The sequence below is a fragment of the Pseudomonas sp. PS02302 genome (genome assembly GCF_029959585.1).
Lineage (GTDB): Bacteria > Pseudomonadota > Gammaproteobacteria > Pseudomonadales > Pseudomonadaceae > Chryseomonas > Chryseomonas aestiva.
In genome coordinates, this window is the sequence record NZ_JASCON010000054.1 from 1 (window position 1) to 25,540 (window position 25,540).

At 66.4% G+C, this 25,540-nt stretch carries 20 protein-coding genes; 12 read left to right on the forward strand and 8 right to left on the reverse strand.

What is annotated here, in order from left to right; translation table 11 throughout:
* The 4 genes from recC to rmuC form a co-directional block, all read left to right on the forward strand.
* Nucleotides 1-2,802 (forward strand): exodeoxyribonuclease V subunit gamma (recC, locus tag QMX82_RS17300; protein ID WP_282285851.1); only part of this gene is annotated, 2,802 nt, incomplete at its 5' end.
* The gene (gene recB, locus QMX82_RS17305) at nucleotides 2,799-6,461 is read left to right on the forward strand and encodes an exodeoxyribonuclease V subunit beta (protein WP_282285853.1); all 3,663 of its coding nucleotides are present in this window, start codon (nucleotides 2,799-2,801) and stop codon (nucleotides 6,459-6,461) included. The genes recC and recB, both read left to right, overlap by 4 nt.
* A complete protein-coding gene (gene recD, locus QMX82_RS17310; protein ID WP_282285855.1) occupies nucleotides 6,454-8,535 on the forward strand; it encodes an exodeoxyribonuclease V subunit alpha in 2,082 nt (693 codons plus the stop codon). Before recB ends, recD begins: the two co-directional genes overlap by 8 nt.
* Before the next feature lie 73 nt (nucleotides 8,536-8,608).
* Nucleotides 8,609-10,192 (forward strand): DNA recombination protein RmuC, encoded by a 1,584-nt coding sequence (rmuC, locus tag QMX82_RS17315; protein ID WP_282285857.1) that lies wholly within the window; start codon nucleotides 8,609-8,611, stop codon nucleotides 10,190-10,192.
* A gap of 102 nt (nucleotides 10,193-10,294) precedes the next feature.
* Here the strand turns inward: rmuC and QMX82_RS17320 are convergent, their stop codons facing one another.
* From QMX82_RS17320 to QMX82_RS17335, 4 genes are all read right to left on the reverse strand, one after another.
* A complete protein-coding gene (locus QMX82_RS17320) occupies nucleotides 10,295-11,878 on the reverse strand; it encodes a peptide chain release factor 3 (RefSeq protein WP_133861275.1) in 1,584 nt (527 codons plus the stop codon).
* A gap of 93 nt (nucleotides 11,879-11,971) precedes the next feature.
* Entirely contained in the window at nucleotides 11,972-13,147 is a 1,176-nt protein-coding gene (locus tag QMX82_RS17325) for an acyltransferase family protein (RefSeq protein WP_282285859.1), read from the reverse strand.
* A gap of 297 nt (nucleotides 13,148-13,444) precedes the next feature.
* Nucleotides 13,445-14,491: a glycoside hydrolase family 5 protein gene (locus QMX82_RS17330; protein ID WP_282285861.1), complete on the reverse strand. Its 1,047-nt coding sequence runs from the start codon at nucleotides 14,489-14,491 to the stop codon at nucleotides 13,445-13,447.
* 300 nt (nucleotides 14,492-14,791) lie between these two features.
* Nucleotides 14,792-14,983, reverse strand: coding sequence for a hypothetical protein (locus QMX82_RS17335; RefSeq protein WP_208695062.1), 192 nt, complete (start codon nucleotides 14,981-14,983; stop codon nucleotides 14,792-14,794).
* Between the two features lie 721 nt (nucleotides 14,984-15,704).
* On the opposite strand from QMX82_RS17335, the gene QMX82_RS17340 reads away from it, so the two are divergent.
* The 4 genes from QMX82_RS17340 to QMX82_RS17355 are packed head-to-tail and all read left to right on the forward strand — an operon-like array spanning nucleotide 15,705 to nucleotide 19,155.
* Nucleotides 15,705-16,415, forward strand: coding sequence for an ABC transporter permease (locus QMX82_RS17340; RefSeq protein WP_208692619.1), 711 nt, complete (start codon nucleotides 15,705-15,707; stop codon nucleotides 16,413-16,415).
* A gap of 9 nt (nucleotides 16,416-16,424) precedes the next feature.
* Nucleotides 16,425-17,327, forward strand: a complete 903-nt coding sequence (locus QMX82_RS17345) for a glycine betaine ABC transporter substrate-binding protein (protein ID WP_282285865.1) — start codon at nucleotides 16,425-16,427, stop codon at nucleotides 17,325-17,327.
* Nucleotides 17,328-17,330: 3 nt separating this feature from the next.
* Nucleotides 17,331-17,990: an ABC transporter permease gene (locus QMX82_RS17350; protein WP_133861270.1), complete on the forward strand. Its 660-nt coding sequence runs from the start codon at nucleotides 17,331-17,333 to the stop codon at nucleotides 17,988-17,990.
* 10 nt (nucleotides 17,991-18,000) lie between these two features.
* Entirely contained in the window at nucleotides 18,001-19,155 is a 1,155-nt protein-coding gene (locus QMX82_RS17355) for an ABC transporter ATP-binding protein (RefSeq protein WP_282285873.1), read from the forward strand.
* Nucleotides 19,156-19,376: 221 nt separating this feature from the next.
* On the opposite strand, the gene QMX82_RS17360 is transcribed toward QMX82_RS17355, so the two are convergent.
* Both QMX82_RS17360 and QMX82_RS17365 read right to left on the reverse strand, forming a co-directional pair.
* The gene (locus tag QMX82_RS17360) at nucleotides 19,377-19,850 is read right to left on the reverse strand and encodes a L,D-transpeptidase family protein (protein WP_410003744.1); all 474 of its coding nucleotides are present in this window, start codon (nucleotides 19,848-19,850) and stop codon (nucleotides 19,377-19,379) included.
* Between the two features lie 244 nt (nucleotides 19,851-20,094).
* A complete protein-coding gene (locus tag QMX82_RS17365; RefSeq protein ID WP_282285876.1) occupies nucleotides 20,095-20,649 on the reverse strand; it encodes an NUDIX hydrolase in 555 nt (184 codons plus the stop codon).
* 127 nt (nucleotides 20,650-20,776) lie between these two features.
* Between QMX82_RS17365 and QMX82_RS17370 the strand changes: the two genes are divergently transcribed.
* The 3 genes from QMX82_RS17370 to purT all read left to right on the forward strand — a co-directional run bounded on the left by QMX82_RS17370 (nucleotide 20,777) and on the right by purT (nucleotide 22,842).
* Entirely contained in the window at nucleotides 20,777-21,364 is a 588-nt protein-coding gene (locus QMX82_RS17370; RefSeq protein ID WP_282285879.1) for a CoA pyrophosphatase, read from the forward strand.
* Between the two features lie 77 nt (nucleotides 21,365-21,441).
* Complete coding sequence (locus tag QMX82_RS17375; protein ID WP_208692610.1) at nucleotides 21,442-21,639, forward strand: DUF1289 domain-containing protein; 198 nt, start codon at nucleotides 21,442-21,444, stop codon at nucleotides 21,637-21,639.
* Nucleotides 21,640-21,660: 21 nt separating this feature from the next.
* Nucleotides 21,661-22,842: a formate-dependent phosphoribosylglycinamide formyltransferase gene (purT, locus tag QMX82_RS17380; RefSeq protein ID WP_282285882.1), complete on the forward strand. Its 1,182-nt coding sequence runs from the start codon at nucleotides 21,661-21,663 to the stop codon at nucleotides 22,840-22,842.
* Nucleotides 22,843-22,903: 61 nt separating this feature from the next.
* Here the strand turns inward: purT and QMX82_RS17385 are convergent, their stop codons facing one another.
* Together QMX82_RS17385 and QMX82_RS17390 are read right to left on the reverse strand one after the other, a co-directional pair.
* Nucleotides 22,904-24,208 carry an MFS transporter gene (locus tag QMX82_RS17385; protein WP_282285884.1) on the reverse strand — a complete coding sequence of 435 codons (1,305 nt, stop codon included), beginning with the start codon at nucleotides 24,206-24,208 and terminating at the stop codon, nucleotides 22,904-22,906.
* A 188-nt stretch (nucleotides 24,209-24,396) separates the two neighbouring features.
* On the reverse strand, nucleotides 24,397-25,197 hold the full coding sequence (locus QMX82_RS17390) for a cytochrome C assembly family protein (RefSeq protein ID WP_208692604.1): 801 nt from the start codon (nucleotides 25,195-25,197) through the stop codon (nucleotides 24,397-24,399).
* Between QMX82_RS17390 and QMX82_RS17395 the strand changes: the two genes are divergently transcribed.
* Nucleotides 25,196-25,441 (forward strand): hypothetical protein, encoded by a 246-nt coding sequence (locus QMX82_RS17395; RefSeq protein ID WP_208692593.1) that lies wholly within the window; start codon nucleotides 25,196-25,198, stop codon nucleotides 25,439-25,441. The two genes, QMX82_RS17390 and QMX82_RS17395, sit on opposite strands and share 2 nt — an antisense overlap.
* The last annotated feature ends 99 nt before the right edge of the window (nucleotides 25,442-25,540 follow it).

Consider the following 25,540-nt stretch of genomic DNA (forward strand, 5'->3'; position numbering starts at 1 on the left):
GGCGGGCACCGGCGCTTTCTGGCGGCCATGCCGGCGGCCCCCGCGCCGCCCGCCGGTCTGCCGCGGCGGGTGGTGATCTTCGGGCTGTCGGCGATTCCGGCGCAGACCCTCGAAGCCCTGGCCGCGCTGGCGCGCTTCAGCCAGGTGCTGCTCTGCGTGCACAATCCCTGTCGCCATCACTGGTCCGACATCGTCGCTGACCAGGACCTGTTGCGGCAGAACTACCGGCGTCAGCAGCGCAAGCCGGGCATGCCGCAGACGCTGGATGCCGAGGCACTGCACCAGCACGGCCAGCCGCTGCTGGCGAGCTGGGGCAAGCAGGGGCGCGACTACATCCACCTGCTGGACGAATTCGACGAACCCGATGGCTATCGTCGGCTGTTCGAGGACCTCAACGGCGGGCGCATCGACCTCTTCGCCGACACCGAACCCCAGCACCTGCTCGGCCAGTTGCAGGACGATATCCTCGAACTACGTCCGCTGAGCGAGACCCGTGAGCTTTGGCCGGCAGTGGATCCGGCGCGCGACAGGTCCATGCGCTTCCATGTGGCCCACAGTCCGCAGCGCGAAGTGGAGATCCTGCATGACCAGTTGCTGGCGCGCTTCAGCAGCGATGGCAGCCTCAGACCGCGCGACGTCATCGTCATGGTGCCGGACATCGATGCCTATGCGCCGCACATCCGCGCGGTGTTCGGCCAGCTCGAACGCCAGGATCCGCGCTTCATTCCCTTCAGCCTGGCTGACCAGCACCAGCGAGGTTTCCAGCCACTGCTGATCGCCCTGGAGCATCTGCTGCAACTGCCTGACAGCCGCTTCGCCCTGAGCGAGATCCTCGATCTGCTGGATGTGCCGGCGCTGCGCACCCGCTTCGGCCTGCGCGAAGGGGATCTGCCGACCCTGCACCTCTGGCTGGAAGGCGCCGGCGTGCGCTGGGGGCTGGATGCCGAGCAGCGCAGTCGCCTCGACCTGCCCGAGGGGCTGACGCAGAACACCTGGCGCTTCGGGCTGAGGCGCATGCTGCTGGGCTACGCAGTGGGCAGCGGCGCCGCCCTGGGCGATATCGAGCCCTTCGACGAGGTGGGTGGCCTGGACGCGGCCCTGGTCGGGCCGCTGGTGGATCTGCTCGATGCCCTGGACGCGGCCCAGGCGGCGTTGGCCCAGCCGGCCCGGCCGGCGGAGTGGGGCGCCCGTCTGCAGGCGTTGCTGGCGCTGTTTTTCAGCGCCCAGGACGAGCACGACGAATACCTGCTGGAGCAGCTGGAAAATCTCCGTGAGCGCTGGCTGGAGTTGTGCGAGGACGTCGCCCTGGATGAAGAGCTGCCGCTCACCGTGGTCCGCGAGGCCTGGCTGGCCGGACTGGATTCCGGGGGGCTGGCCCAGCGTTTTCTCGCCGGGGCGGTCAATTTCTGCACCCTGATGCCGATGCGCGCCATTCCCTTCCGCGTGGTCTGCCTGCTGGGCATGCACGATGGCGCCTATCCGCGCATCCAGTCGCCGCTGGATTTCGATCTCATGGCTCAGGACTATCGTCCCGGTGACCGCTCGCGACGGGAGGACGACCGCTATCTCCTACTGGAGGCGCTGCTCTCGGCGCGCGATCAGTTCTATGTCAGCTGGGTGGGGCGCAGCATCCGCGACAACAGTGAGCGCCCGCCGTCGGTGCTGGTCGCCCAGTTGCGCGACCATCTCCAGGCGGGGTGGCGGCTGGCGGGTCATGAAGAAGAGCCGGAGCGTCTGCTCCCGGCTCTGATCCAGGCGCATCCGCTGCAACCCTTCAGCGCCCGCTATTTCCGTGGCGAGCGCGGCTATTTCAGCTTTGCCGCCGAATGGCTGGGCGTGCATGACCGCACCACGCGCGACGAGGATGACCTGTTGCCGGCACTGGTACCCGAAGAACCCCTGGGCCTCGATGACCTGGCGCGCTTTCTGCGCGGACCGGTGGACCTGTTCTTTGCCAATCGCCTCAAGGTTCACTTCGCGGCGCCCGATGCGCCGGCGGAAGACGAAGAGCCCTTCGGTCTGGACGCCCTGACCCGCTACCAGTTGGGCGAAGACCTGCTGGCGGCGGCGCTGGCCACGCCGGCCGAGGCGGATCAGGCGCTGATGGCCGCCGCCGAGCGCCTGCGCGGCAGTGGTCGGCTGCCGCTGGCGGGCTTTGGCGAACGGGCCGGGCGGGCCTTGCGCGAGCCGCTGCCCGCCGTGGTCGCCCAGGTCGAGGCTCTGGCGCTGCGCTGGCCCGAACCCCTGGAAGAGGCCGTGACCCTGGATCTCGCCCATAAGGAGCTGCAACTGGTGGCCAACCTCGAACGGCTGCGTCGTGGCCCTGAGGGGCTGCTGGCCCTGACCGCCCAGGCTAATGGGCTGGGCAATACCCGCACTCGCAAGTGGCATCGGCTGCTGCGACCCTGGGTGCAACATCTGGTCGCCGCGGCCGGTGGCCTGCAGTTGACCACCGCGGTGGTGGCGACCGATCTGACCCTGTTGCTGGCGCCGCTGGACGCTGAGCTGGGCCGGCGTCAGCTGAACGAATTGCTCGATGCCTGGGCCCTGGGCCAGCGTCGCCCGCTGCCGGTGGCGCCGCGTACCGCCTTCGCCTGGCTGGCCAATGACCCGGACAAGGCCCTGGCCGCCGCCGAGCAGGCCTATCAGGGCGAGGTCGCGACCCACCCGGCACTGCGCCGGCAGTATCCGGACTTCGCCGCCTTGCTGGCCGACGAGGAATTCGATGGCTGGTGCCAGACTCTCTATGCGCCGGTGCACACCGCCGGCTGGCAGGTAGTTGGCGGGGAGGGACAGGCATGAGTCAGCGTCCGCTCGCCCTGCGCTTTCCGCTGCAGGGCAATCAGCTTATCGAAGCCAGTGCCGGCACCGGCAAGACCTTCACCATCTCCGCGCTCTATGTGCGTCTGGTGCTGGGCCACGGCACGCCCGAAACGGCCTTCGGCCGCGAGCTGTTGCCGCCGCAGATCCTGGTGGTGACCTTTACCGAGGCCGCCACCCAGGAGTTGCGCGACCGCATTCGCCATCGCCTTGCCGAGGCGGCACGCTTCTTCCGCGACGAGATCGCCGCGCCCGATCCGCTGCTCGCCGAATTGCGCGAGGACTTTGCCGTCGAGGCCTGGGCCGACTGCGCCCGGCGCCTGGACATCGCCGCCCAGTGGATGGACGAAGCGGCCGTCTCCACCATCCACAGCTGGTGCCAGCGCATGCTGCGCGAGCACGCCTTCGACAGTGGCAGTCTCTTCGTGCAGAACCTGGAGCAGGACCAGAGCGAGTTGCTCGCCCAGGTGGTGCGCGACTACTGGCGGCGCTTCTGTTATCCCCTCGAAGGGGAAGCGCTGGACTGGGTGATCGAGCACTGGGGCGAACCCCGTGCCCTGGCCGTACGCCTGCGCCCCCTGTTGAGCGAGGCCCTGGGCGCCCCCCAGGGCGAACCCGCCGCCTTGCTGGCCATCGCGCTGGCCGATCGCCGAGAGCAATTGGCACGCCTCAAGGCGCCCTGGGCCCAGTGGGCCGAAGAGTTGCGCGAACTCTGCCAGGCCGGCTGCGACGCCAAGGTGGTCGACGGCCGCAAGTTGCAGAAGAGATTCTTCGGGCCCTGGTGCGACAAGCTGGTCGCCTGGGCGGAGGACCCTGCCAGTGAGGACCTGGATATCGGCACCGGCTTCACCCGGCTGACCGAGGAGGGCTTCGCCGAGGCCTGGACCAAGGCCAGTCCGCCGGATCATCCGGCCCTGGCGGCCATGGCGCGGCTACCCGGGCAACTCGCCGAGCTGCCCAGCCCCGAGGTGCCGCTGCTGGAGCACGCGGCGGCCTGGGTGCAGCAGAAATTCGAGCGCGAGAAGCTGCGCCGCGCGGAGCTGGGTTTCGACGACATCCTTACCCGTCTGGACCGGGCGCTGCAGGCCGATGGCGCCGGCGCGCGGCTGGCGGCGCTGATCCGCGAGCAGTTTCCGGTGGCGCTGATCGACGAATTCCAGGACACCGATCCGGTGCAGTACCGCATCTTCAGCAGCGTCTATGGCGCAGGGGAGGGCACCGGGCTGTTCCTGATCGGCGATCCCAAGCAGGCCATCTATGCCTTTCGCGGCGCCGATATCCATACCTATCTGCAGGCCCGCCGCGCCAATGCCGGTCACCTGCACTCGCTGGACACCAACTTCCGCTCCACCGCCGCCATGGTCGCGGCGGTCAACCAGGTATTCCAGCATGGCGAAATGACGGCACCGCGCGCTGCCTTCCTGTTCCGCCAAGGCGAGGACAATCCGGTGCCCTTCGAGCCGGTCCGTGCCCAGGGCCGGCGCGAAGCCCTGGAAATCGACGGCGTGCCGGGTGCGGCCCTGACCTTCTGGCAACTGGCCGGCGACGAGCCCCTGGCCGGCACCGCCTATCGCGCCACCCTGGCCGAGAGCACCGCCAGCGAGATCGTGCGGCTGCTGAGCCTGGCCGCCGAGGGCAGAGCCGGCTTTCGTTCTGAGGACGGGGCGCTCACGCCGCTGCGGCCCGCCGACATCGCCATCCTGGTGCGCGCCGGCAGCGAGGCCCAGGCAGTGCGCCAGGCGCTGGTGCGGCGCGGGGTGCGCAGCGTCTACCTGTCGGACAAGGACTCGGTATTCACCGCCCAGGAGGCCCGCTGCCTGCTGGACTGGCTCAAGGCCTGCGCCGAGCCCGATGTGGATCGTCGGCTGCGCGCGGCCCTGGGCAGCCTGACCCTCGACCTGCCGCTGGCCGAACTGGATGCCCTTAACCACGACGAGCAGGCCTGGGAGTCGCGGGTCCTGCAGTTCCGTGGCTATCGCCAGCTCTGGCGTGGCCAAGGCGTACTGCCCATGCTGCGCCGCCTGCTGCAGGACTTCCGGCTGCCGCAGCGGCTGATGGCCCGTGCCGATGGCGAGCGGGTGCTGACCAATCTGCTGCACCTTGCCGAATTGCTGCAGCGCGCCGCTGGCGAGCTCGATGGCGAGCAGGCGCTGCTCCGCCACCTGGCGGAGCAGCTGGCCGCCCAGGGGGCCGCCGACGAGCAGATCCTGCGCCTGGAAAGCGACGCCGAGCTGGTCAAGGTGGTGACGGTGCACAAGTCCAAGGGCCTGGAATACCCGCTGGTGTTCCTACCCTTCGCCTGCGCCTATCGCGCCGAGGAGGGCGCCACGCTGCCGCTGCGCTATCACGATGACCAGGGGCAGGTGCGCCGGACCTTCAAGCCCTCCGCCGAGGAACTGGCCCGCGCCGACGACGAGCGTCTGGCCGAAGACCTGCGCCTGCTGTATGTCGCCCTGACCCGGGCCCGCCATGCCTGCTGGGTCGGGGTGGCCGATCTCAAGCGCGGGCGCAGTAAGGAATCCGGCTTCGCTCGCAGCGCCCTGGGCTACCTGGCCACCGGTGGCGAGCCCCTGGCGAGTTCGGCGGCCCTGGACACGGCCCTGACCACCCTGGTCGGTGCGCAACCCGACACCCTGATCCTGCCGTTGCCCGCCGCCGATCCGGCCCGCCTGCCCGAGGCCCGTGAAGCCCCGGTGATCCTCAAGGCGCTGACAGCCCGGCGGGCGGCCCGCGAGGACTGGTGGATCGCCTCCTACAGTGCCCTGCGCATCGGCACGCGGCTGGGCGAGGCACGGGAGGGGGACCCGTTCAACCTGGAGCTGGACCTGGATACCCCGGCGGCCCAGAAGCTGTTCGACGACGACCGCCTTGCCCCGGACGAGGCGCGCCAGCCTGCGGCCGGCGAAGACCTGCACCGCTTTCCCCGCGGACCCGGTCCGGGCACCTTTCTGCACAGCCTGCTGGAGTGGGTCGGCGAGGAAGGCTTCACCGCCATCCAGGCCGCGCCCGAGCGGCTGGACGACCTGATCGCCCGGCGTTGTCAGCGGCGTGGCTGGAATCACTGGATTCCCATCCTGCAGGGCTGGCTGCGCCAGTTGCTGGAATTGCCGCTGCCGTTGCCGGGGGGCAACCAGCGCCTGGGCGAACTGGCGCGCTACCAGGTGGAGATGGAATTCTGGTTCGCCACCCATGGCGTCGATCTGGAGCGGCTGGATGATCTGGTGAGTCGTGGTACCCACGGCGGCCAGGCGCGGCCGATGCTGGAGCCGGGACAGCTCAACGGCCTGTTCAAGGGCTTCATCGACCTGGTCTTCGAGCACGAGGGGCGCTATTTCGTGGTGGACTACAAGTCCAACTGGCTGGGTGCCGAGGCCGGGGCCTATACCCGCGCGGCCATGGAGGCCGCTGTCCTGGCCAAGCGCTATGACCTGCAGTACGTGCTCTACAGCCTGGCCGTGCACCGGCTGCTCAAGGCGCGGTTGCCCGATTACCGCTACGAGCGCCATTTCGGCGGCGCCGTCTACCTCTTCCTGCGCGGCTGCGATCCGGCCGGCCACGGCGTCTTCGTCGAGCGACCCGCCCAGGCCCTGATCGAGACCCTGGACCTGCTGTTCAGTGGTGCGGAGAATGCCCATGTCTGATTTCAGCCCCGCCACCGAACGGCTGCTACGCCTGGCATCCCTGGCCCAGGAGCGTCCCCTCGCCCCGCTCGAACAGCGTGACGACCTCTTTCGCCTGCTGGAACTCTGGGTGCAGCGCGGCTGGTTGCGCCAGGTGGACCGGGCCTTCACCAGCTTTCTCGGCGAACTCGAACCCCAGGGCGACTCGGCGGTGCTGCTGGCGGCGGCCCTGGCCAGCCATCAGCTCGGCCATGGCCATGTGTGCCTGGATCTCGCCGCCACCCTGCGCAATCCCGACGCCGCCCTGTCGCTGCCGCCCGAGGGCGACGAGGCGCGCGCTTCGCTCTTGCCGTCGCAATTGCTGCATGGCCAGACCCTCGACGCCTGGCAGCGGGCGCTGCGGGCCAGCGTCCTGGTCGATGGCGACGGCAGCTGTCCGGAGCGACCGTTGGTGCTGGGCGGCGAGCGCCTCTACCTGCGGCGCTACTGGAGTTACGAACGGGCGGTGGCCGCCAGCCTGCGTCAGCGCCTGGCCACTCCCGAGCCGCTGCCGGCGGATCTCGCCGAGCGCCTCGACCGGCTGTTTCCGCCGGATCCCGACGCGGGTGGCGAACCCGACTGGCAGAAGCTGGCCTGCGCCCTGGCAGTGCGCGGCGCCTTCAGCATCATTACCGGCGGCCCCGGCACCGGCAAGACCACCACCGTGGTGCGGCTGCTGGCGCTGCTCCAGGCGCCCGCGGTGGCGGCCGGTCGCCCCTTGCGTATCCGCCTGGCCGCACCGACCGGCAAGGCGGCCGCGCGCCTCACCGAATCCATCGGCGGCCAGGTCAGTCGCCTGCCGGTGGACGACGAGTTGCGCCGGCACATCCCCACCGGGGTGACCACGGTGCACCGGCTGCTGGGCAGTCGGCCCAACACCCGGCACTTCCGTCATCACCGCGGGCAGCCCTTGCCGCTGGACGTGCTGGTGGTGGACGAAGCCTCGATGATCGACCTGGAAATGATGGCCAGCCTGCTGGCGGCCTTGCCGCCCAGGGCGCGCCTGGTCCTGCTGGGTGACAAGGATCAGCTGGCCTCGGTGGAGGCGGGCGCGGTGCTGGGCGATCTCTGCCGGGATGCCGAAGCCGGACGCTACAGTCCGGCCACCCGCGCCTGGCTGGAAGCCGTGAGTGGCCAGTCGCTGGCCCAGACGCCGCTGACGGTCGGCGACGACCAGGGTGACGCCCTGGCGCAGCAGGTGGTGATGCTCAGGCGCTCGCGGCGCTTCGGTGCCGGCAGCGGCATCGGCCAGCTGGCCCGCCGGGTCAATGCCCAGGACGGCCCGGGTGCCCAGCAGGTGCTGGTCGACGGCGGCTACGCCGATCTTCATCGCGTGCTGCTCAAGGGCCCGGAGGATCGTGCTCTGGAGCGCCTGGTGCTGGAAGGGCGCGGGCGCGCCCGCGGCTATCGTCATTATCTGCAGGTCCTGCAGGAAACCCGGCCCCAGCTCGACACCGTGCTGGAGGACCCGGCCTGGACGCGCTGGGCCGGCCAGGTGCTGGCCGCCTTTGACGACTTCCAGCTGCTCTGCGCCGTGCGCAAGGGGCCCTGGGGCGTGGAAGGGCTCAACCTGCGCATCGCCAGCGCCCTGCTGGCGGCCGGTCTGCTTGCGGGCGAGCATGGCTGGTACGAGGGCCGCCCGGTGCTGGTGACGCGCAACGACTACAGCCTGGGGCTGATGAACGGCGACATCGGCATCACCCTCTGCCTGCCGGACGCCAACCAGCCGGGGCGCAAGGTCCTGCGGGTCGCCTTTCCCCGCGGCGATGGCAGCGGTGGCCTGAGATTCGTCCTGCCCAGTCGGCTGGCGGCGGTGGAGACGGTGTTCGCCATGACCGTGCACAAATCCCAGGGCTCGGAATTCGCCCACACGGCGCTCTTGCTGCCCGAGCAGCTCAGTCCGGTGCTGACCAAGGAACTGGTCTATACCGGCATCACCCGGGCGCGCGATGATTTCACCCTGATCGAGGCCCGTGGCGGCATCTTCGCCGAGGCCGTGGCCCGACGGGTCCGCCGCGTCAGCGGGCTGGATCTGGATTTGCGAAACACTGTGTAAATGTACAGATAAATGCTGGACGCTCCCCTTGCGCCTGCCTAAGGTGAGGGGAGCCGTCCGCGATGAGAGCGCCATGACTTCCCTGCCTTTCGTTTCCCTTGTGCTTCCCCTGTTGCTGCTGGCCGGCTGGGCGGGTTCGGCCGTATGGCTGACCGGGCGCCAACGCTACCTGCAACAGCAACTCGACAGCGCCGCCGAGCGCTACGACATGCTGCGCGACGACCTGCAGCGGGCCGAGCTGGCCAATGGTCGCCAGGTGGTGGAACTGGGCGCCGAGCGCGAACGCACCGCCACCCTGCAGCGCCAGCTGGAGGTCAATCGCGAGCTGGAGGCCGAGTTGCGCCAGCAGACCCGCCAGGCCCAGTTGCAGGCCGCCGAACAGCACGCCCTGGCCGAGGCCACCCGGGCTCAGCTGCAGGGCAGCCAGGAGCAGCTCGCCGAACTGCGCGAGCGCCAGCACCGCGAGCAGCGGCTGCACGCCGAGGTGCAGGAGCGTCATGCGCGCCTGGCCGAAGAGCACGCCACGCTCAGGACCACCCTGGAGCAGAAGGAAGAGCACTTCCAGGCGCAGCAGCTACTACTGCGCGAGAGTCGCGAGCAACTCAAGCTGGAATTCGAACAACTGGCCGGACGCATCTTCGACGCCAAGGGCCAGGCCTTCGCCCAGCACAGCCAGCAATCCCTGGATGCGCTGTTGCGGCCGTTCCGCGAGCAGATCGAAGGCTTTCGCGCCAAGGTCGAGGACATCCATCACAAGGATGTCCAGCAGCAGGCGGCCCTCGGCCAGCAACTGCTCGACCTCAAGGAACTCAACCGCCAGATCACCCAGGAGGCCCACGACCTGGCCACCGCCCTGCGCGGCCAGAAGAAGGCCCAGGGCAACTGGGGCGAGCTCATCCTGGAAAACGTGCTGGAACGCTCCGGCCTGCGTGAAGGGCGCGACTTTGTCCGCGAACGCAGCTTCACCACCGAGACCGGTCGGCGGCGGCCGGACGTGCTGATCCATCTGCCGCAGAAGAAGCACCTGGTGGTGGACGCCAAGGTGTCGCTCAACGCCTATACCCGCTACGTCAACAGCGAGGACGAAGGCGAGCGCCGCCTGGCCCTGGGCGAGCACGTACGCGCCGTGGGCGAGCGCATCCGCGAGCTGGCCGATCGCGAATACTTCAGCCTGCCGGGGCTGAATTCGCCGGAGATGGTCTTCTTGTTCATCCCCATCGAATCGGCCTTCGTCGAGGCGCTCAAGGCCGACGAAAGCCTGTTCCAGCGCGCCATCGAGCAGAATGTCCTGGTAGCCACCCCGACGACGCTGCTGACCAGCCTCAACATCGTCCGCCAGCTCTGGCGCTTCGAAGACCAGAATCGCCACACCGCCGAACTGGCCGAGCGCGCGGGCAAGGTCTACGACAAGCTGCGCACCTTTCTCGGCAGCATGGACGGCATCGGCAAGAGTCTGGACAAGGCCGGCGAAGCCTATCGCAAGGCCTGCGGCCAACTGGTGGGCGGCCCGGGCAACCTGGTCAAGCAGGTGGCCGACTTCAAGGAGCTGGGCGTGGCGGTACGCACCGAACTGGACGGCCAGTGGACCGAGCGGGCGGAGCTGGAGCTGACGATGGTGGAGCTGGAAGCCGCGGCCGAGTCTTCCGACCGGGACTGACTCGGGAAGACCCGGTAGGAGAGCCGGCGATCCGCCTGGACGATGCAGGGAGGCGGACGGTACGCCTGACCGGCGCCAGGTGCACCGGTCAGGCAGTGGGGCTCAGTGGTGCTCGCGGGTGGCGCGGAATTTGATCTCCGGCCAGCGCTCTTCCATCAGCGCCAGGTTGACTCGGGTCGGCGCCAGGTAGGTGAGGTGACCACCGCCATCCACCGCCAGATTCTCGAAGGCCTTGTTCTTGAAGTCCTCGAGCTTCTTCTTGTCGTCGCACTCGATCCAGCGCGCCGACCAGACGTTGATGGCCTCGTAGGCGCACTCCACCTTGTATTCTTCCTTCAGGCGACTGGCGACCACGTCGAACTGCAGCACGCCCACGGCGCCGAGCACGATGTCGTTGTTGCGCTCGGGGAAGAACACCTGGGTGGCGCCTTCCTCGGCCAGTTCCTGCAGGCCCTGGCGCAGCTGCTTGGATTTCAGCGGATCCTTCAGGCGCACGCGACGGAACAGTTCCGGGGCGAAGTGCGGGATACCGGTGAAGCCCAGCAGCTCGCCTTCGGTGAAGGTGTCGCCGATCTGGATGGTGCCGTGGTTGTGCAGGCCGATGATGTCGCCGGCGAAGGCCTCTTCCAGGTGCTCGCGCTCGCTGGAGAAGAAGGTCAGGGCATCGGCGATCTTGAGGTCCTTCTTGATCCGCACGTGGCGCAGTTTCATGCCCTTCTCGTACCTGCCCGAGCAGATGCGCATGAAGGCGATGCGGTCGCGGTGCTTGGGATCCATGTTCGCCTGGATCTTGAACACGAAGCCGGAGAACTTCTCTTCCACCGGTTCCACCACCCGCTCGTGGGCGGCGCGAGACAGCGGGCGCGGCGCCCAGTCGACCACGGCGTCGAGCACCTGGTCGACGCCGAAGTTGCCCAGGGCGGTACCAAAGAACACCGGGGTCATCTCGCCCCGCAGGAAGGCCTCGCCATCGAATTCGTGGCAGGCGCCCTGCACCAGCTCCAGCTCCTCGACGAAGCGCTCATAGAGATCGCCCAGGTGGGCGCGGGCCTCGTCGGAGTCCAGCTTGTCGATGGTCTTGGTGGCGATGCGCTCGTGACCATGGCCGGGGGTGTAGACGTAGATGCGGTCATCCGAGAGGTGATAGACGCCCTTGAAGTCGCGATAGCTGCCGATCGGCCAGGTGATGGGCGCGGCCTTGATCTTGAGCACTGCCTCGATCTCGTCGAGCAGTTCGATGGGATCGCGGATGTCGCGGTCGAGCTTGTTGATGAAGCTGACGATGGGGGTGTCGCGCAGGCGGCAGACGTCCATCAGGGCGATGGTGCGGGGTTCGACGCCCTTGCCACCGTCGAGCACCATCAGCGCCGAGTCCACCGCGGTCAGGGTGCGGTAGGTGTCTTCGGAGAAGTCTTCGTGGCCGGGGGTGTCGAGCAGGTTGATCATGTGCTCGCGGTAGGGGAACTGCATCACCGAGGTGGTGATGGAGATGCCGCGCTGCTTTTCCATCTCCATCCAGTCGGAGGTCGCATGGCGGTCGGATTTGCGCGACTTCACCGTGCCCGCGACGGCGATGGCCTGGCCCATCAGCAGCAGCTTTTCGGTGATGGTGGTCTTGCCCGCGTCGGGGTGGGAAATGATGGCGAAGGTACGGCGCTTGGCGACTTCGGCGGCCTGGGTGGTCATGGATGAACCTGGGCGGGAAGAAAAAAGAGGGGGCGGAGTATAGCAGAGGGCAGCCCCACCGGCTTGAGGTCGGTGGGGCTGCCAGGGCGCTGCTCAGCGCTGCGGCTGGATGTTGCCGTCGCAGCAGGGCGGGGTGCGTTTGCGGCGGACCAGCCGCTTGCCCAGCGCCATGCCCGGGATCTCGATGTATCTGTGGGTCAGGCAGGCGAAGGCGAAGACCACCGCCAGTTCCACCAGCACCACCAGGTTGTCCAGCACGACGCTGCCGGTGGCGATGTAGCGGATCATGAAGGGCAACGGCGCGTCGTGGGAAGGCGCCACCACCGTGAGGTCCTGGTGCAGCAGCTTGCCCAGCACGATGAAGGCGCTCTTGAACACGAAGATCACCGCGGCGTGGCACAGGTAGATCGAATAGGACAGCACGCCCAGGCGAACGAAGATCCCCTGGTGCAGCACGCTGGAGACCAGACCGCGTTCGAAGGCGAAGGTGAGGACGGTGACGCAGAACACCAGGGTCGCCAGCACGCCCTTCTTGGGCACCGGCAGATCGGAGGTCATCACCGCGGCACCGGCGATCAGGCAGGCCAGCTCCAGCAGGGTGCCACCGAATTGCCCCTGGTTGTGCTGCTTGATCCAGACGTAGAGGCGATAGGTGCAGGCGCCGGCGAAAAAGCACGACAGGCCGCGGAAGATCTCGGTCTTCAGCGGCAGGAAGGGAAACAGCAGCTGCACGAAGGCCAGCAGGGCGATCGCCAGAAACCACTGGCGCTGATGACCCTGGCCCTTGAGCACCAGCAGACCGAAGACCAGATAGAGGTAGAACTCGATGCTGATGCTCCAGGACGGGTAGTTGAACGAACCGGTGATGGCCTGGCCCAGCCAGGATTGCAGCAGCAGCAGATTGGGCAGGAATTGCTCGGGTGCGGTAGCGCCGCTGAAAGCCGGATCGTTGAAGCCGACCCCCAGTTTTTCCGCCAGCAGGCGACCGCATTCCAGCAGTACATAGAGCCCGAGCATGGCCAGGTGCAGCGGCAGGATCCGCGCCGAGCGACTGATGGCGAAATCGCGATAGTCGTCCAGGGTACGCAGCCGATTTTCGTAGGTGTGCATGAGCACGAAGCCGCTGAGCACGAAAAAGAATTCGACGAACAGATAGGCGTTGGCGATAAGCGGATTTTCCGAGGCGGCCTGAGCGACATAGGTATGGAACAGGACGACGGCGACGGCCAGAAGACCGCGAAAGCTATCCAAAGCGACAAATCTTTCCATGGGAGATCCCTGAGGGTGCGGCAAGAAAGGCGAACGGATGCAGCGCTGCCGTTAGGGAGAAAGAGCGAAAGGGAAGGGCGGAAAAGCGATAGCTGACATGGCATCCTTTCTCTTGTGCGTCGCAAGCGTCTTAATAGTCGCACTATTACTTGCTGTTACATTTTGATCGCTAAAAGCCAGCAAGTTCTTGCCCGGCCGTCCATGGTCAGGCGTTTTGTGATTGCAGTCACTGATTTCCGGACATGTTGTCGCATAACTGCAAGAAGGCGCCGCCTGGTTCGCCCAGCGGCGCTGCGGTCAGTGCGGGCCCAGCGCCTGGCAGTCGGCGGGCTTCACGTACTTCTGCAGCACGCTCCACTGCGGCCGGGGTTTGCCCTTGACCGGCTCGATTGCCAGCGGGTAGTCGCCCCAGTTGGGACCGGCTGCCCAATACATGGCCGGAATGCATTCCTGACGCAGCCGTGCCAGCAACCTGTCCATGGCTGCCAGCCAGCGCGGATCGTTGTCCGGTACGCCGAACTCGCCGATGTGACCGCGCTTGCCGTGCTGCTTGAGCCAGGTGATGAAGGGCTCGACCCGGCGGATGCCGACATCCGGGTCGAAGTCGGTCATGTCCTTCCTGAGGTATTTGCCGCCACCGTCGTTGTCGAAATAGACGTGCGCCGAATAGATCAGGTTGTCGGCCGGGTCCTTGAGGCCGAGCAGCTTGGCGTTGTAGCGCGGCCAGAGATAGCTGCTGGACCAGCCGTTACCTTCGATCAGGATCGGTCGCGCCCGATCGACGTCACGCACGGCGTCGATGCCGTGTTGCGCCGCTACCGGCCACTGCTCAACCGCATCGTGGGGCTCGTTCATGATGTCGTAGGCGGCCAGGGCAGGGTGCTCATGCCAGCGCTGGGCGATTCGCCGCAGGACATCGGCATAGGCTGGATAGGGCACCGCCGCGCTGCCAATGATCTGGCCGCGGTATCTCATGTAGTTGTGCAGATCCAGGATCACGCTCATGCGATAGCGCTTGGCATTGTCCAGGGTCTGGTCGATCAGCTTGGCGTAGGCGGGGTCCAGGGGTTGCCCCAGACGCGGCTGCAGACGCTCCCAGATGACCGGGAAGCGGATCACCCGGATACCCTTGGCCGCCCAGCGCCGGTAATGCCCGGCGTCGGGAAAGAAGTAGTTGGTGCCCGGTTTGCCCGGCAGTACGTGAGGGGCGAAGCCGGCGCCGGAGAAATTCAGTCCGACCAGATCGGTGGGGAAATCCCGCGGAGCGGCCTGGGTGACCGGTGTGGCTGCCAGGCAGAGCAGGGCGAACAGGGTGGTGATAGCGGATTTCAGGCGTAGCGTCATCGGCAAGGTCCCGGACAGTGACGGAAGACGTTGGGTTATCGGGCGCAGGGGCTCGACTCGCCATCAGGCCTGAAGAGACGCCGGGAAGTTGCAGTGCAACGCTCAGAAGGTGCGCCAGACAACGTTAATGCCAGGCGAAATCAGCGGAAATGCGAGCTGGGTAGGGCTGGCGGGCAGCGCAAGGCTGGACGTTGGGGCGTCTGGCGAGGGGCGGGATGAAAGACACTGGAGCAAGTAATGAGCTGCCTGTGACTACTTTCCATCGGTTGATGGCGCAGGCAGATCATTCGAAAGCGGTTTTCAGCGACGCAGGCAGATGCCAGCCCACTGCTCGGCTTCGCGGCGGGCAGTGGCCTCGTCGCTGAATTCGGTGATCAGGCCACCGTGCGCATACACCACCACCCAATTTTCCACCTTGGGTTGCAGCAGCATCACGGGGGCAGAGGAGAGAATAGCGGAGTCCAACGATGCACAAGCCGTCATGTCATTCATAACGTTCCCTTTGAAGTTAGCTCGATGAATAGTCTGTTTTTATAGCGGTACCAGAAATGGCGTTTGGTGCTATCACTGGGCCACCTATTGACCTTGTCACGGCTGAATGTTCCCTCAGAGCGTCAGCCACTCGTCGGCATGATAAAGAGGTGCCAAAACCTCGGCGCCGTACTGGCTCACAGAAAGATGTTTCAGTTGTGACCGTACGTCAGCTGGGTTGTGTGCCGCTCCACGAAACGGGATCGGCTCGCGGTGGTATCTGCGACAGGGTTCGCGCTGGTGCTGCTAAGCAGCTAACAGTAAGTGTATTAAATTTATCGTCACATATTTTCCGGCCGCTCTAGCCCGCGCCTCTTGCCCTCGGTGGGGTAGCAAGGCCTCTCGCCCGGGCCTTTCACGCTGTCAAGCCATGCGGCTTTCGCGATCGGATTGGCATTGAGCGAGTCTATTGGGTTAGCCTGAAAAGGAGCTGACGAACTATCGACTGCGATGGGCGTCAATCTCTTCGGTCGAGGCAAGGCGCCATGTCGTTCCCCAGGGAGCGACACCCAAGGGCTAGGCAGATCCGAGATCCGCAGTGCCCCGTTGGTCCAGCCGGCATACCCGCCATGCCCTGCTGTGTCTCGACCCTGAACCCGGACAGCCGTCCTGCGCCTCGCTCCTGTCGCGAGGTCCGCACTCGGAAGGCATGCGGCCTGTCCGCCCGTTGAAGGAGCCTGACATGGCGAAGTTCAAGACCCTCCTGCTCGGCACGGCCGTGGGAGTGGTGATCCTGGCACTGCTGGTGCACTGGATCGGTAGGGATACCCTCGCTACCTATCGCGCGGATCTGCTGTTCTATCTCCAGGCCCATCTCTATCTGGTGGTCGTTTCCATGGTATTGGCGCTGCTGGTGGGACTCCCCGCCGGGGTGCTGCTCAGTCGACCGCGATTCGCCCGCAGCGCCGAACGCTTCATGCAGGTGTTCAACATCGGCAATACCGTCCCGCCGCTGGCTGTGCTGGCCATTGCCCTGGGCATCGTCGGCATTGGCGACGGGCCGGCGATCCTGGCGCTGTTCCTCGCCTCGCTGCTGCCCATCGTGCGCAACACCTACGAGGGGCTGAAGAACGTGCCCGCCTCGCTCAAGGAAGCGGCCACCGGTATCGGCATGACGCCTACCCAGGTGCTGACCAAGGTGGAGTTGCCCAATGCCGTGCCCATCATCATCGGTGGGGTTCGGGTCGCCCTGGCGATCAATGTCGGCACCACGCCGCTGGTATTTCTCATCGGCGCCAACAGCCTGGGCAGCCTGATCTTTCCCGCCATCGCCCTGGAGAACCAGTCACAGCTGCTGCTGGGCGCCGCCGCCACCGCACTGCTGGCGCTGCTGCTGGATGGCCTGGTGCTGCTCGCCAGTCGCCTCTGGCTGGAACGCGGCCTGGCCCGCTAAGGAGACGAGATGAAGAAGTTGCTTATCGCCCTGGGCGCCGCCTGGTTCGGATTGACGCTGGCCAGTGCTGCCCAGGCCGATCCGATCCGCATCGGTGCCAAGGTCTTCACCGAGCAAGCCATCCTCGCCGAACTCACCGGGCAGTATCTGTCCAGGCACGGCTACCAGCCGGAGATCGTCGGCGGCCTGGGCAGCACCATCGCCTGGAACGGCGTGAAGAACGCCCAGCTCGACCTCACCTGGGAATACACCGGTACCTCGCTGGTGGCCTACAACCATGTCACCGAACGACTGGACAAGGACGCCTCCTACCAGCGGGTCAAGCAGCTGGACGCCAAGGTCGGTCTGGCGTGGCTGGCGCCCACCCGCTTCAACAACACCTATGCCCTGGCGCTGCCGGAGCAGGTCGCCCGGCAGCATCCCGAACTCAACAGCATCAGTGACCTGGCCGGGCTGCTCAAGGCCGAGGCGGGCAAGCGGCACCTCACCGCGCTGGACATCGAGTTCGCCAACCGCTCCGATGGCCTCGCCGGCCTGGTCAAGGCCTATGGCCTGAGCTACACCCGCGATGACATCCGCCAGATGGACCCGGGCCTGGTCTACACCGCCCTGCGCAACGGCCAGGTCTTCACCGGCCTGGTCTACACCACCGACGGCCGCCTGGACGCCTTCAAGCTCAAGGTGCTGGAAGACGACAAGGGCTACTTCCCCGACTACACCGCCGCGCCGGTGGTGAACGCTCGGTACCTGGAAAGGCATCCGGATCTCGCCACGTTGCTCAAGCCCCTGGCGGAAAGCCTGGACCAGGCCACCATGCGCCAGCTCAACGCCAAGGTGGACATCGAGCGACAGACCCCGGCCCAGGTAGCTCGCGACTTCCTTGCCCAGCATCCCCTAGACGGAGGGCAATGACCCATGGATTTCGTCACCTCCTTCAATCACATCGACTGGCTGCAGGTCCTCGAACTGACGCGCCAGCACATCACCCTGGTCGGCGTCGCCGTGACCCTGGCGATCCTGGTGGGCGTGCCCCTGGGCATCCTCATGACCCGCTACCCTGCGCTGGCCGGACCGCTGCAGGCGCTGGCCACGGTGGTCATGACGCTGCCTTCGATCGCCCTGTTCGGTCTCCTGCTGCCCTTCTACTCCAAGTTCGGCCAGGGCCTCGGTCCGCTGCCGGCGATCACCGCGGTGTTCCTCTATTCACTGCTGCCGATCCTGAGAAACACCTACCTGGCGCTGACCAGCGTCGAACCAGGCATTCGCGAGGCGGGCGCCGGCATCGGCATGACCTTCTGGCAGCGCCTGCGGATGGTCGAGCTGCCCATCGCCCTGCCGGTGATCCTGGCCGGGGTGCGCACCGCCGTGGTCATGAACATCGGCGTCATGACCATCGCCGCCACCATCGGCGCCGGTGGCCTGGGCGTGCTCATCCTCACCGCCATCAGTCGCAGCGACATGGCCACCCTCATCGTCGGCGCCGTGCTGGTCAGCCTGCTGGCCATCGTCGCCGACCTCGTCCTGCAGTGGCTGCAACGCCGCCTCACCCCGCGCGGCCTGCGCAGCGCCTCTTAAGGAGCCCCAGATGATCGAACTCGACCGCCTGACCAAGACCTTCAAGCAGCACGGCAAGGACGTGACCGCGGTGGATGCCGTGAGCCTCACCGTGGAGGAGGGCCAGATCTGCGTCTTCCTCGGCCCCTCCGGCTGCGGCAAGACCACCACCCTGAAGATGATCAACCGCCTGATCGAACCCACCTCGGGACGGGTACTGATCAATGGCGAGGACACCACCGGCATCGACGAGGTGACCCTCAGAAGGCATATCGGCTACGTGATCCAGCAGATCGGTCTGTTTCCCAACATGACCATCGAGGAAAACATCACGGTGGTGCCCAAGCTCTTGGGCTGGGACAAGAAGAGATGCCGCGAGCGCGCCACCGAGTTGATGAGCATGGTGCAGCTCGAACCCAGGCAGTACCTGTCGCGCTATCCGCGCGAACTCTCCGGCGGCCAGCAGCAGCGCATCGGGGTGATCCGCGCCCTGGCGGCCGATGCGCCGCTGCTGCTGATGGACGAACCCTTCGGTGCGGTGGACCCGATCAACCGCGACGCCATCCAGAACGAGTTCTTCCAGATGCAGCGGGCGCTGAACAAGACGGTGATCATGGTCAGCCATGACATTGACGAAGCCATCCGCCTGGGCGACAAGATCGCCGTGTTCCGTGGCGGCCGCCTGGTGCAGTTCGACCATCCGGACACCCTGCTGGCCCATCCCAAGGATGAATTCGTCAGCAACTTCGTCGGCCAGGACAGCACCCTCAAGCGCCTCTTGCTGATCCGTGCCGAGGACGCGGCCGACAATGCGCCGTCGATCCAGGCCGAAACCCTGATCGGCGACGCCGTGGAGTTGATGGAAGAGCACGACCGCCGCCATGTGGTGGTGACGGATGCCGCCAACAAGGGCCTGGGCTACGTGCGTCGGCGTGACCTGCGCGGCCAGAGCGGGCCGGTGGCGCCCTTTGTCACCCCGTTCAAGGCCACTGCGGCCTTCGACGAGCACCTGCGCATCCTGCTGTCACGCATGTACCAGTTCAACAGCTCCTGGCTGCCGGTGCTCAGCGCCGACAACGACTTCCTTGGCGAGGTCACCCAGGAGTCAATCGCCGACTATCTCAGCAGCGGTCGGTCGCGTGGCAAGACCACCATCGTCTCGCCGGCGGAGCAGGTGGCGGGATAGGACAGGGGACGCCTATCGGCGCAGAGTCTGGGCAAAGGTTCGCGAGCCAGAGCCAAACAAGGCCTGGGCGGCCCCGCGAAGATACTTGAGGAAGCGGATCGGACTCGCGCTCGACCGGGCTCGCGCGCGGGTTTAAGAAGGGAAAATGAGCATTGCGACGGGGCCGCCCAGGGCATCTTCAACGCGGTTCGGCCGACGCGCAGCGGCCTTTGGATAGACTCTCAGGGGCGGATCTCGATCAGGGTGCCGTCCTTGACCAGGCCCCAGACCTCACGCATGTCCTGGTTGGTCAGCGCGACGCAGCCATTGGTCCAGTTCAGCGAGTTGAAGTACCACTCGGGGTATTCCTCGTCGATGGGCGTACCGTGCAGCATGATCATGCTGCCTGGGGGTACGCCAGCCTGATGCGCGCGGGCCAGATCCTCCCGGTTGGGATAGGAGATGTGCATGGCCAGGTTGAACTTGTCGCTGGTCTTGCGCCAGTCGATCCAGTAGAAGCCTTCCGGCGTACGCTGGTCGCCCTCGCGCAGCTTGGGGCCGCGGGGATTCTTGCCCAGCGAGATGCGATAGGACTTCATCACGGTATCGCCGCTGAGCAGCTGCAACTGGTTGCGCGACTTGATCACCAGCACCTTGTCGATCAGCGGCGCAGCCGGCTGGCGAATCACCGTGACGCTGGTGCTGGCCTGAGCCAGCTGGGGAAGCAACGAACCGCACAGCACATAGCAGAGCGCCAACAACAGGTGCAACGGACGCATGTCGGGAAGATCCTCGGAAGAGCTCAGGGCCTGTTCAAGGTCTCGCGAGCTAGAGACAAACAAGGCGAAAATGGCTGGGAAGCGGATCGGACTCGCGCTCGAGTTTACAGATAGTAAATGAGCATTCCGAAGGCATTTTCAACGACGTTGGGCCGACGCGCAGCAGACTTTGAGCAGGCCCTCAGGCAGGCTTGGGGGCGACCACCATGGGCGCCATGTCCTCGTGACGCAACGGATACTCGCCGCGACGGCGGTCGGCGAAAAAGCATTCTAGTGTTCGCTTGATGGTCGGAAAAGCCAGAGACGACCAGGGGATGTCGGCTTCGTCCAGAAGGCGCACATCGAGACTTTCCTCGCCGACGGCAAAGCGGCCGTCGACCAGCTCGCCACGGAACAGCATGTAGATCTGATCGATGTGCGGCAGGTCGAAGAGGGTATAGAGCTCCAGGCCCTGCACCTGCGCGCCGGCTTCCTCGAAAGTCTCGCGGGCGGCGGCCTCGGCGGTGGTCTCGCCGTTTTCCATGAAGCCCGCCGGCAGCGTCCAGTACCCCTGGCGCGGCTCGATCGCTCGCTGGCAGAGCAACACCTTGCCCTCCCAGGTTGCCAGGCAGCCGGCCACCACCCGCGGATTCTGATAATGCACGGCGCCACACTGGCGGCAGACCAGGCGCATCCGGTTGTCACCCGCGGGAATGCGCGCTTCCAGCAGTCCGCCACAGTGATTGCAATGCTTCATGGTTCATCCTCGTTTTGCTGCAGTGTGCCGGGGCGCTCCCGGGCCTCGCAAGCGATGGCTGGGCTTGGGATTGCCCGACGGGCGTGCCATGATCCAGGGGATACGATGAGCAAGGGAGAATCTTGGCGTGGATGAGTTGCTCCAGCGCCTGCGTCACTATCAGCCGCGCACTCTGGGCGGCACCGAAAGCTACCAGGAAGCGGCGGTGCTGGTGCCCATCATTCGCGGCGAGCACCCCGAGTTGCTACTCACCCTGAGGGCCAGCAACCTGTCCACCCACGGTGGCGAGGTGGCCCTGCCGGGCGGGCGGCGCGATCCCGAGGACGCCGACCTGGTCGCCACCGCCCTGCGCGAGGCCGAGGAAGAGGTCGGGCTGCCACCGGGTCTGGTGGAAGTCATCGCGCCCCTGAGTCCGCTGGTATCGCGCTACGGGCTGGCGGTGACCCCCATCGTCGCGCTGATTCCGGATCAGCTCGAATACATTCCCAGCGAAGCCGAGATCGCCGCGATCTTCACCGTGCCCCTGCGGTTCTTCTGCGAGGTGCCGCCGGATTACACCTTCCGGGTCGACCACGATGGCCTGCGCTGGCAGGTGCCCAGCTATCAATATGGCGAGCACCGCATCTGGGGGCTGACCGCGGTGATCATCGTCGAACTGGTCAACCTGCTGTACGACGCCGGCATCGTGCTCAAGGCACCGCCCAAGCGGGATTGAGCGGTATCGGCAAGGTAAAGGCACATGCCAAATTTGGTATTAACGGGCACAATGCGCGGCCATTCGAGGGAAGCCGCATGACCACCGCCGATTCACCCGTGCGTTCGCCCTGCGTCCATGTCTGTGCCCTGGACGAACAGGACATCTGCATCGGTTGCCAGCGTAGCGCCGCCGAGATCACCCGCTGGATGTCCATGAGCGAGAGCGAGCGCCGCGAGGTGCTGCTGCGCTGCGACGAGCGGGCGCGGGCGAGCGGTGCGGCCTTCCTGACCTGATATCAGCCGGAGAGATCTGTCATGCCCCGTATCGGTACCCCCCTGTCCCCCAGCGCCACCCGCGTGCTGCTCTGCGGCTCCGGCGAACTGGGCAAGGAAGTCGTCATCGAACTGCAGCGCCTGGGCGTCGAAGTCATCGCCGTGGATCGCTATGCCGATGCCCCGGCCATGCAGGTCGCCCACCGCAGTCACGTCATCGACATGCTCGACGGTGCCGCCCTGCGCGCGGTGATCGAGCGCGAGCAGCCGCACTTCATCGTGCCGGAAATCGAAGCCATCGCCACCGCTACCCTGGTGGAACTGGAAGGCGAGGGCTACACCGTGGTGCCTACCGCCCGCGCCGCCCAGCTGACCATGAATCGCGAAGGCATCCGTCGCCTCGCCGCCGAGGAACTGGGCCTGCCCACCTCGCCCTATCACTTCGCCGACACCTACGAGGACTACGCCGCCGCCGCCGAGGCGCTGGGCTATCCCTGCGTGGTCAAGCCGATCATGAGTTCCTCGGGCAAGGGCCAGAGTCTGCTGCGCAGCGCCGACGAGCTGCAGGCCGCCTGGCAGTACGCCCAGGAAGGCGGGCGTGCCGGCAAGGGCCGGGTGATCGTCGAGGGTTTCGTCGACTTCGACTACGAGATCACCCTGCTGACCGTGCGCCACGTCGGCGGCACCTCCTTCTGCGCACCGGTCGGGCACCGCCAGGTCAAGGGCGACTACCACGAGTCCTGGCAGCCCCAGGCCATGAGCGAGCAGGCCCTGGCCGAATCCGAGCGAGTCGCTCGCGCCGTCACCGAGGCCCTGGGCGGTCGCGGTCTGTTCGGCGTGGAGCTGTTCGTCAAGGGCGACCAGGTCTGGTTCAGCGAGGTTTCGCCGCGGCCCCACGACACCGGCCTGGTGACCCTGATCTCCCAGGATCTCTCGGAATTCGCCCTGCATGCCCGGGCCATCCTCGGCCTGCCGATTCCCGTCATCCGCCAGTTCGGCCCCTCGGCCTCGGCGGTGATCCTGGTGGACGGCGACTCGCGCCAGACCGCCTTCGCCAACCTCGGCGCGGCCCTGGCCGAACCCGACAGCGCACTGCGTCTGTTCGGCAAGCCCGAGGTGAAGGGGCAGCGGCGCATGGGCGTGGCCCTGGCCCGCGATGAAAGCATCGAGGCCGCACGAGCCAAGGCCGTGCGTGCCGCCCAGGCGGTGAAGGTCGAGTTGTAACTTCGTCTGCGCATCACGAAAAAAGGGCCCCGCGGGGCCCTTTTTTATTGGGTAGAAAAATCTACAGCGACTGGTCGCGCGTTTCGCGCATGCACAGCACCGCCACCAGGCTGATGGCCGCCGCCGCCGAGACATAGCCACCCACCCAGCTCAGGCCACCGGCTTCCACCAGTTGCTGCGCGGCATAGGGCGCCAGGGAGGCGCCGAGGATGCCGCCCAGGTTGTAGGCCGCCGAGGCGCCGGTGTAGCGCACCTGGGTGGGGAAGATCTCCGGCAGCAGGGCGCCCATGGGGCCGAAGGTCATGCCCATGAGAAACAGCTCCAGGGCCAGGAACAGGCCCACCGCCTGGCTGGAGCCGTGGGTCAGCAGCGGCTCCATGGCGAAGCCCGACAGCAGGGCGGCGATGGCGCTCACCGCCAGTACCGGCTTGCGGCCGAAACGATCCGCCAGCCAGGCCGACAGCGGCGTGGCCAGGGCCATGAACAGCACCGCCACGCAGAGCAGGCCGAGGAATTCCTGGCGGCTGTAGCCGAGGTTCTTTACCCCGTAGCTCAGCGAGAACACCGTGGAGATGTAGAAGAGGGCGTAGCACACCACCATGCTCAGGGCGCCCAGCAGCACCGACTTGCCGTGCTTGCCGAAGGTCTCGACCATGGGCAGGCGCAGCTTCTCGCGGCGAGCCATGGATTCGGCGAACACCGGCGTCTCGTGCAGCGACAACCGCACATAGAGGCCGACCACCACCAGCAGGGCGCTGAGCAGGAAGGGGATGCGCCAGCCCCAGGCGCGGAATTGCTCGTCGTCCAGCAGCAGCGCCAGGGCCAGGAACAGGCCGTTGGCCATGAGGAAGCCGATGGAGGGGCCGAGTTGGGGGAACATGCCGAACCAGGCGCGCTTGCCGGGTGGGGCATTCTCGGTGGCCAGCAGCGCCGCGCCACCCCATTCGCCACCCAGGCCCAGGCCCTGGCCGAATCTCAGCAGGCACAGCAGGATCGGTGCCCAGACGCCGATGCTGGCATAGCCGGGCAGGAGACCGATCAGGGTGGTGGAGATGCCCATCAGCAGCAGCGAAGCCACCAGGGTGGACTTGCGGCCGATGCGATCGCCGAAATGGCCGAACAGCAGCGAGCCCAGGGGGCGCGCCAGGAAGGCGATGCCAAAGGTGATGAAGGCGCTGAGGGTCTGGGCCATGCCCGCGCCCTGGGGAAAGAATACCGGGCCGATCACCAGGGCCGCGGCCGTGGCATAGACATAGAAATCGTAGAACTCGATGGCGGTGCCGATGAAGCTGGCGGTGGCCACGCGGGTGGGGGAATTACGCGGCACGGAGGTGGGCGCGTCGAAGGCGGCAGCGGTCGTGGACATGCAGGGGTACCGGGCAGTCGTTCTTGTAGGAGGCGTCTGCCGGAGCGGCCCGGTGGGGCAGCGGCTGTCCGAGGATGGGGACGGGCGGGACGACCTGTTATGACGTGCCGGGCGCGAAGCGGCTGTTGGCCGGGTCGCGCCGAACGTGGTTCGGTCGCCTGATTATGCAGGTAGTGGAACGACGACTGTCAACGATGCAGGATGAATTCCCGCACCAGCTTGCTACCGAAGTAGGCCAGCATCAGCAGGATGAAGCCCAGCAGCGTCCAGCGGATCGCCGTATGGCCGCGCCAGCCCCGGCGATGGCGGCCCCACAGCAGGATGCCGAACACCACCCAGGCGATGCAGGAGAGCACCGTCTTGTGGATCAGGTGCTGGGCGAACATGTCCTCGACGAAGAACCAGCCGGAGATCAGCGCCAGTGACAGCACCACCCAGCCCGCCCAGAGAAAGCCGAACAGCAGGCTTTCCATGGTCTGTAGCGGCGGAAAGCTGCGGATCAGCCCCGAGGGGTGCTTGTTCTTGAGTTGATGGTTCTGCAACAGCACCAGGCAGGACTGCAGCACCGCCAGGGTGAAGAGACCATAGGCAATGATCGACAGCAGTACGTGCACGACGATCCTGGGCGATACGTCCAGCGGGGTCACGGTGCCCGGCGGCACGAATTCGGCCAGCAGCGCGGTCACGGCGCCGAGGGGATAGACCAGTACCAGCAAGGGTTGCAACGGCATGCGCAGGCAGCCGATCAGCATCAGCGCGATGGCGGTCGCCGAGATCAGGCTGGAGGCGTCGAAGAAATCCAGGCTCAGGGTCGGCTCGAGGATCAGCTGCAGATAGACGGCCAGGGCGTGGGGCAGCAGGGCCAGGATGCCGGCGCCCAGGACCAGGGGCTTGTTCGATGGCTGTTTGCGCAGCAGGCAACTGCCCTGGTAGAGGGTCGCGAGCAGATAGAGGGCAGCGGCCAGGAGGGTGGGCAGCAGGGCGTGCATGGTCCGGTTTCAGCAGAGCGGAAAGCAGGCGAGTGTGGCACAGACAGGGCGGTACAGAAAGTCTGAGCCGCGCCCTGGCACCGGCTGGCAGGATTGGGCGAACCCAGGCCGCCGCGGGGTGGTCCCAAGAGGTACATATCTAGAAGAGGTCACGACCATGCTTAAATTTCTCGGCGGTACCATGGGCATTATCTTTCTGATCGGCCTGGTGGTGGTCATCGGCATCTTCTCGCTGATCTTCTGATCCCGTCCCCGTAGGCATCGGCCCTGGTGTCGGTGCCTTTTCCCTGCTTTCGGCGGTGGGCCGCTCAGGGCTCTGCTGACCGTTTCACGAGCTACCGGC

Coding starts and splice junctions, on each gene's coding strand:
- recB (WP_282285853.1), top strand. CDS start 2,799: ATGAGTCAGCGTCCGCTCGCCCTGCGCTTTCCGCTGCAGGGCAATCAG.
- recD (WP_282285855.1), top strand. CDS start 6,454: ATGTCTGATTTCAGCCCCGCCACCGAACGGCTGCTACGCCTGGCATCC.
- rmuC (WP_282285857.1), top strand. CDS start 8,609: ATGACTTCCCTGCCTTTCGTTTCCCTTGTGCTTCCCCTGTTGCTGCTG.
- QMX82_RS17320 (WP_133861275.1), bottom strand. CDS start 11,878: ATGACCACCCAGGCCGCCGAAGTCGCCAAGCGCCGTACCTTCGCCATC.
- QMX82_RS17325 (WP_282285859.1), bottom strand. CDS start 13,147: ATGGAAAGATTTGTCGCTTTGGATAGCTTTCGCGGTCTTCTGGCCGTC.
- QMX82_RS17330 (WP_282285861.1), bottom strand. CDS start 14,491: ATGACGCTACGCCTGAAATCCGCTATCACCACCCTGTTCGCCCTGCTC.
- QMX82_RS17335 (WP_208695062.1), bottom strand. CDS start 14,983: ATGAATGACATGACGGCTTGTGCATCGTTGGACTCCGCTATTCTCTCC.
- QMX82_RS17340 (WP_208692619.1), top strand. CDS start 15,705: ATGGCGAAGTTCAAGACCCTCCTGCTCGGCACGGCCGTGGGAGTGGTG.
- QMX82_RS17345 (WP_282285865.1), top strand. CDS start 16,425: ATGAAGAAGTTGCTTATCGCCCTGGGCGCCGCCTGGTTCGGATTGACG.
- QMX82_RS17350 (WP_133861270.1), top strand. CDS start 17,331: ATGGATTTCGTCACCTCCTTCAATCACATCGACTGGCTGCAGGTCCTC.
- QMX82_RS17355 (WP_282285873.1), top strand. CDS start 18,001: ATGATCGAACTCGACCGCCTGACCAAGACCTTCAAGCAGCACGGCAAG.
- QMX82_RS17365 (WP_282285876.1), bottom strand. CDS start 20,649: ATGAAGCATTGCAATCACTGTGGCGGACTGCTGGAAGCGCGCATTCCC.
- QMX82_RS17375 (WP_208692610.1), top strand. CDS start 21,442: ATGACCACCGCCGATTCACCCGTGCGTTCGCCCTGCGTCCATGTCTGT.
- purT (WP_282285882.1), top strand. CDS start 21,661: ATGCCCCGTATCGGTACCCCCCTGTCCCCCAGCGCCACCCGCGTGCTG.
- QMX82_RS17385 (WP_282285884.1), bottom strand. CDS start 24,208: ATGTCCACGACCGCTGCCGCCTTCGACGCGCCCACCTCCGTGCCGCGT.
- QMX82_RS17395 (WP_208692593.1), top strand. CDS start 25,196: ATGGTCCGGTTTCAGCAGAGCGGAAAGCAGGCGAGTGTGGCACAGACA.
- QMX82_RS17390 (WP_208692604.1), bottom strand. CDS start 25,197: ATGCACGCCCTGCTGCCCACCCTCCTGGCCGCTGCCCTCTATCTGCTC.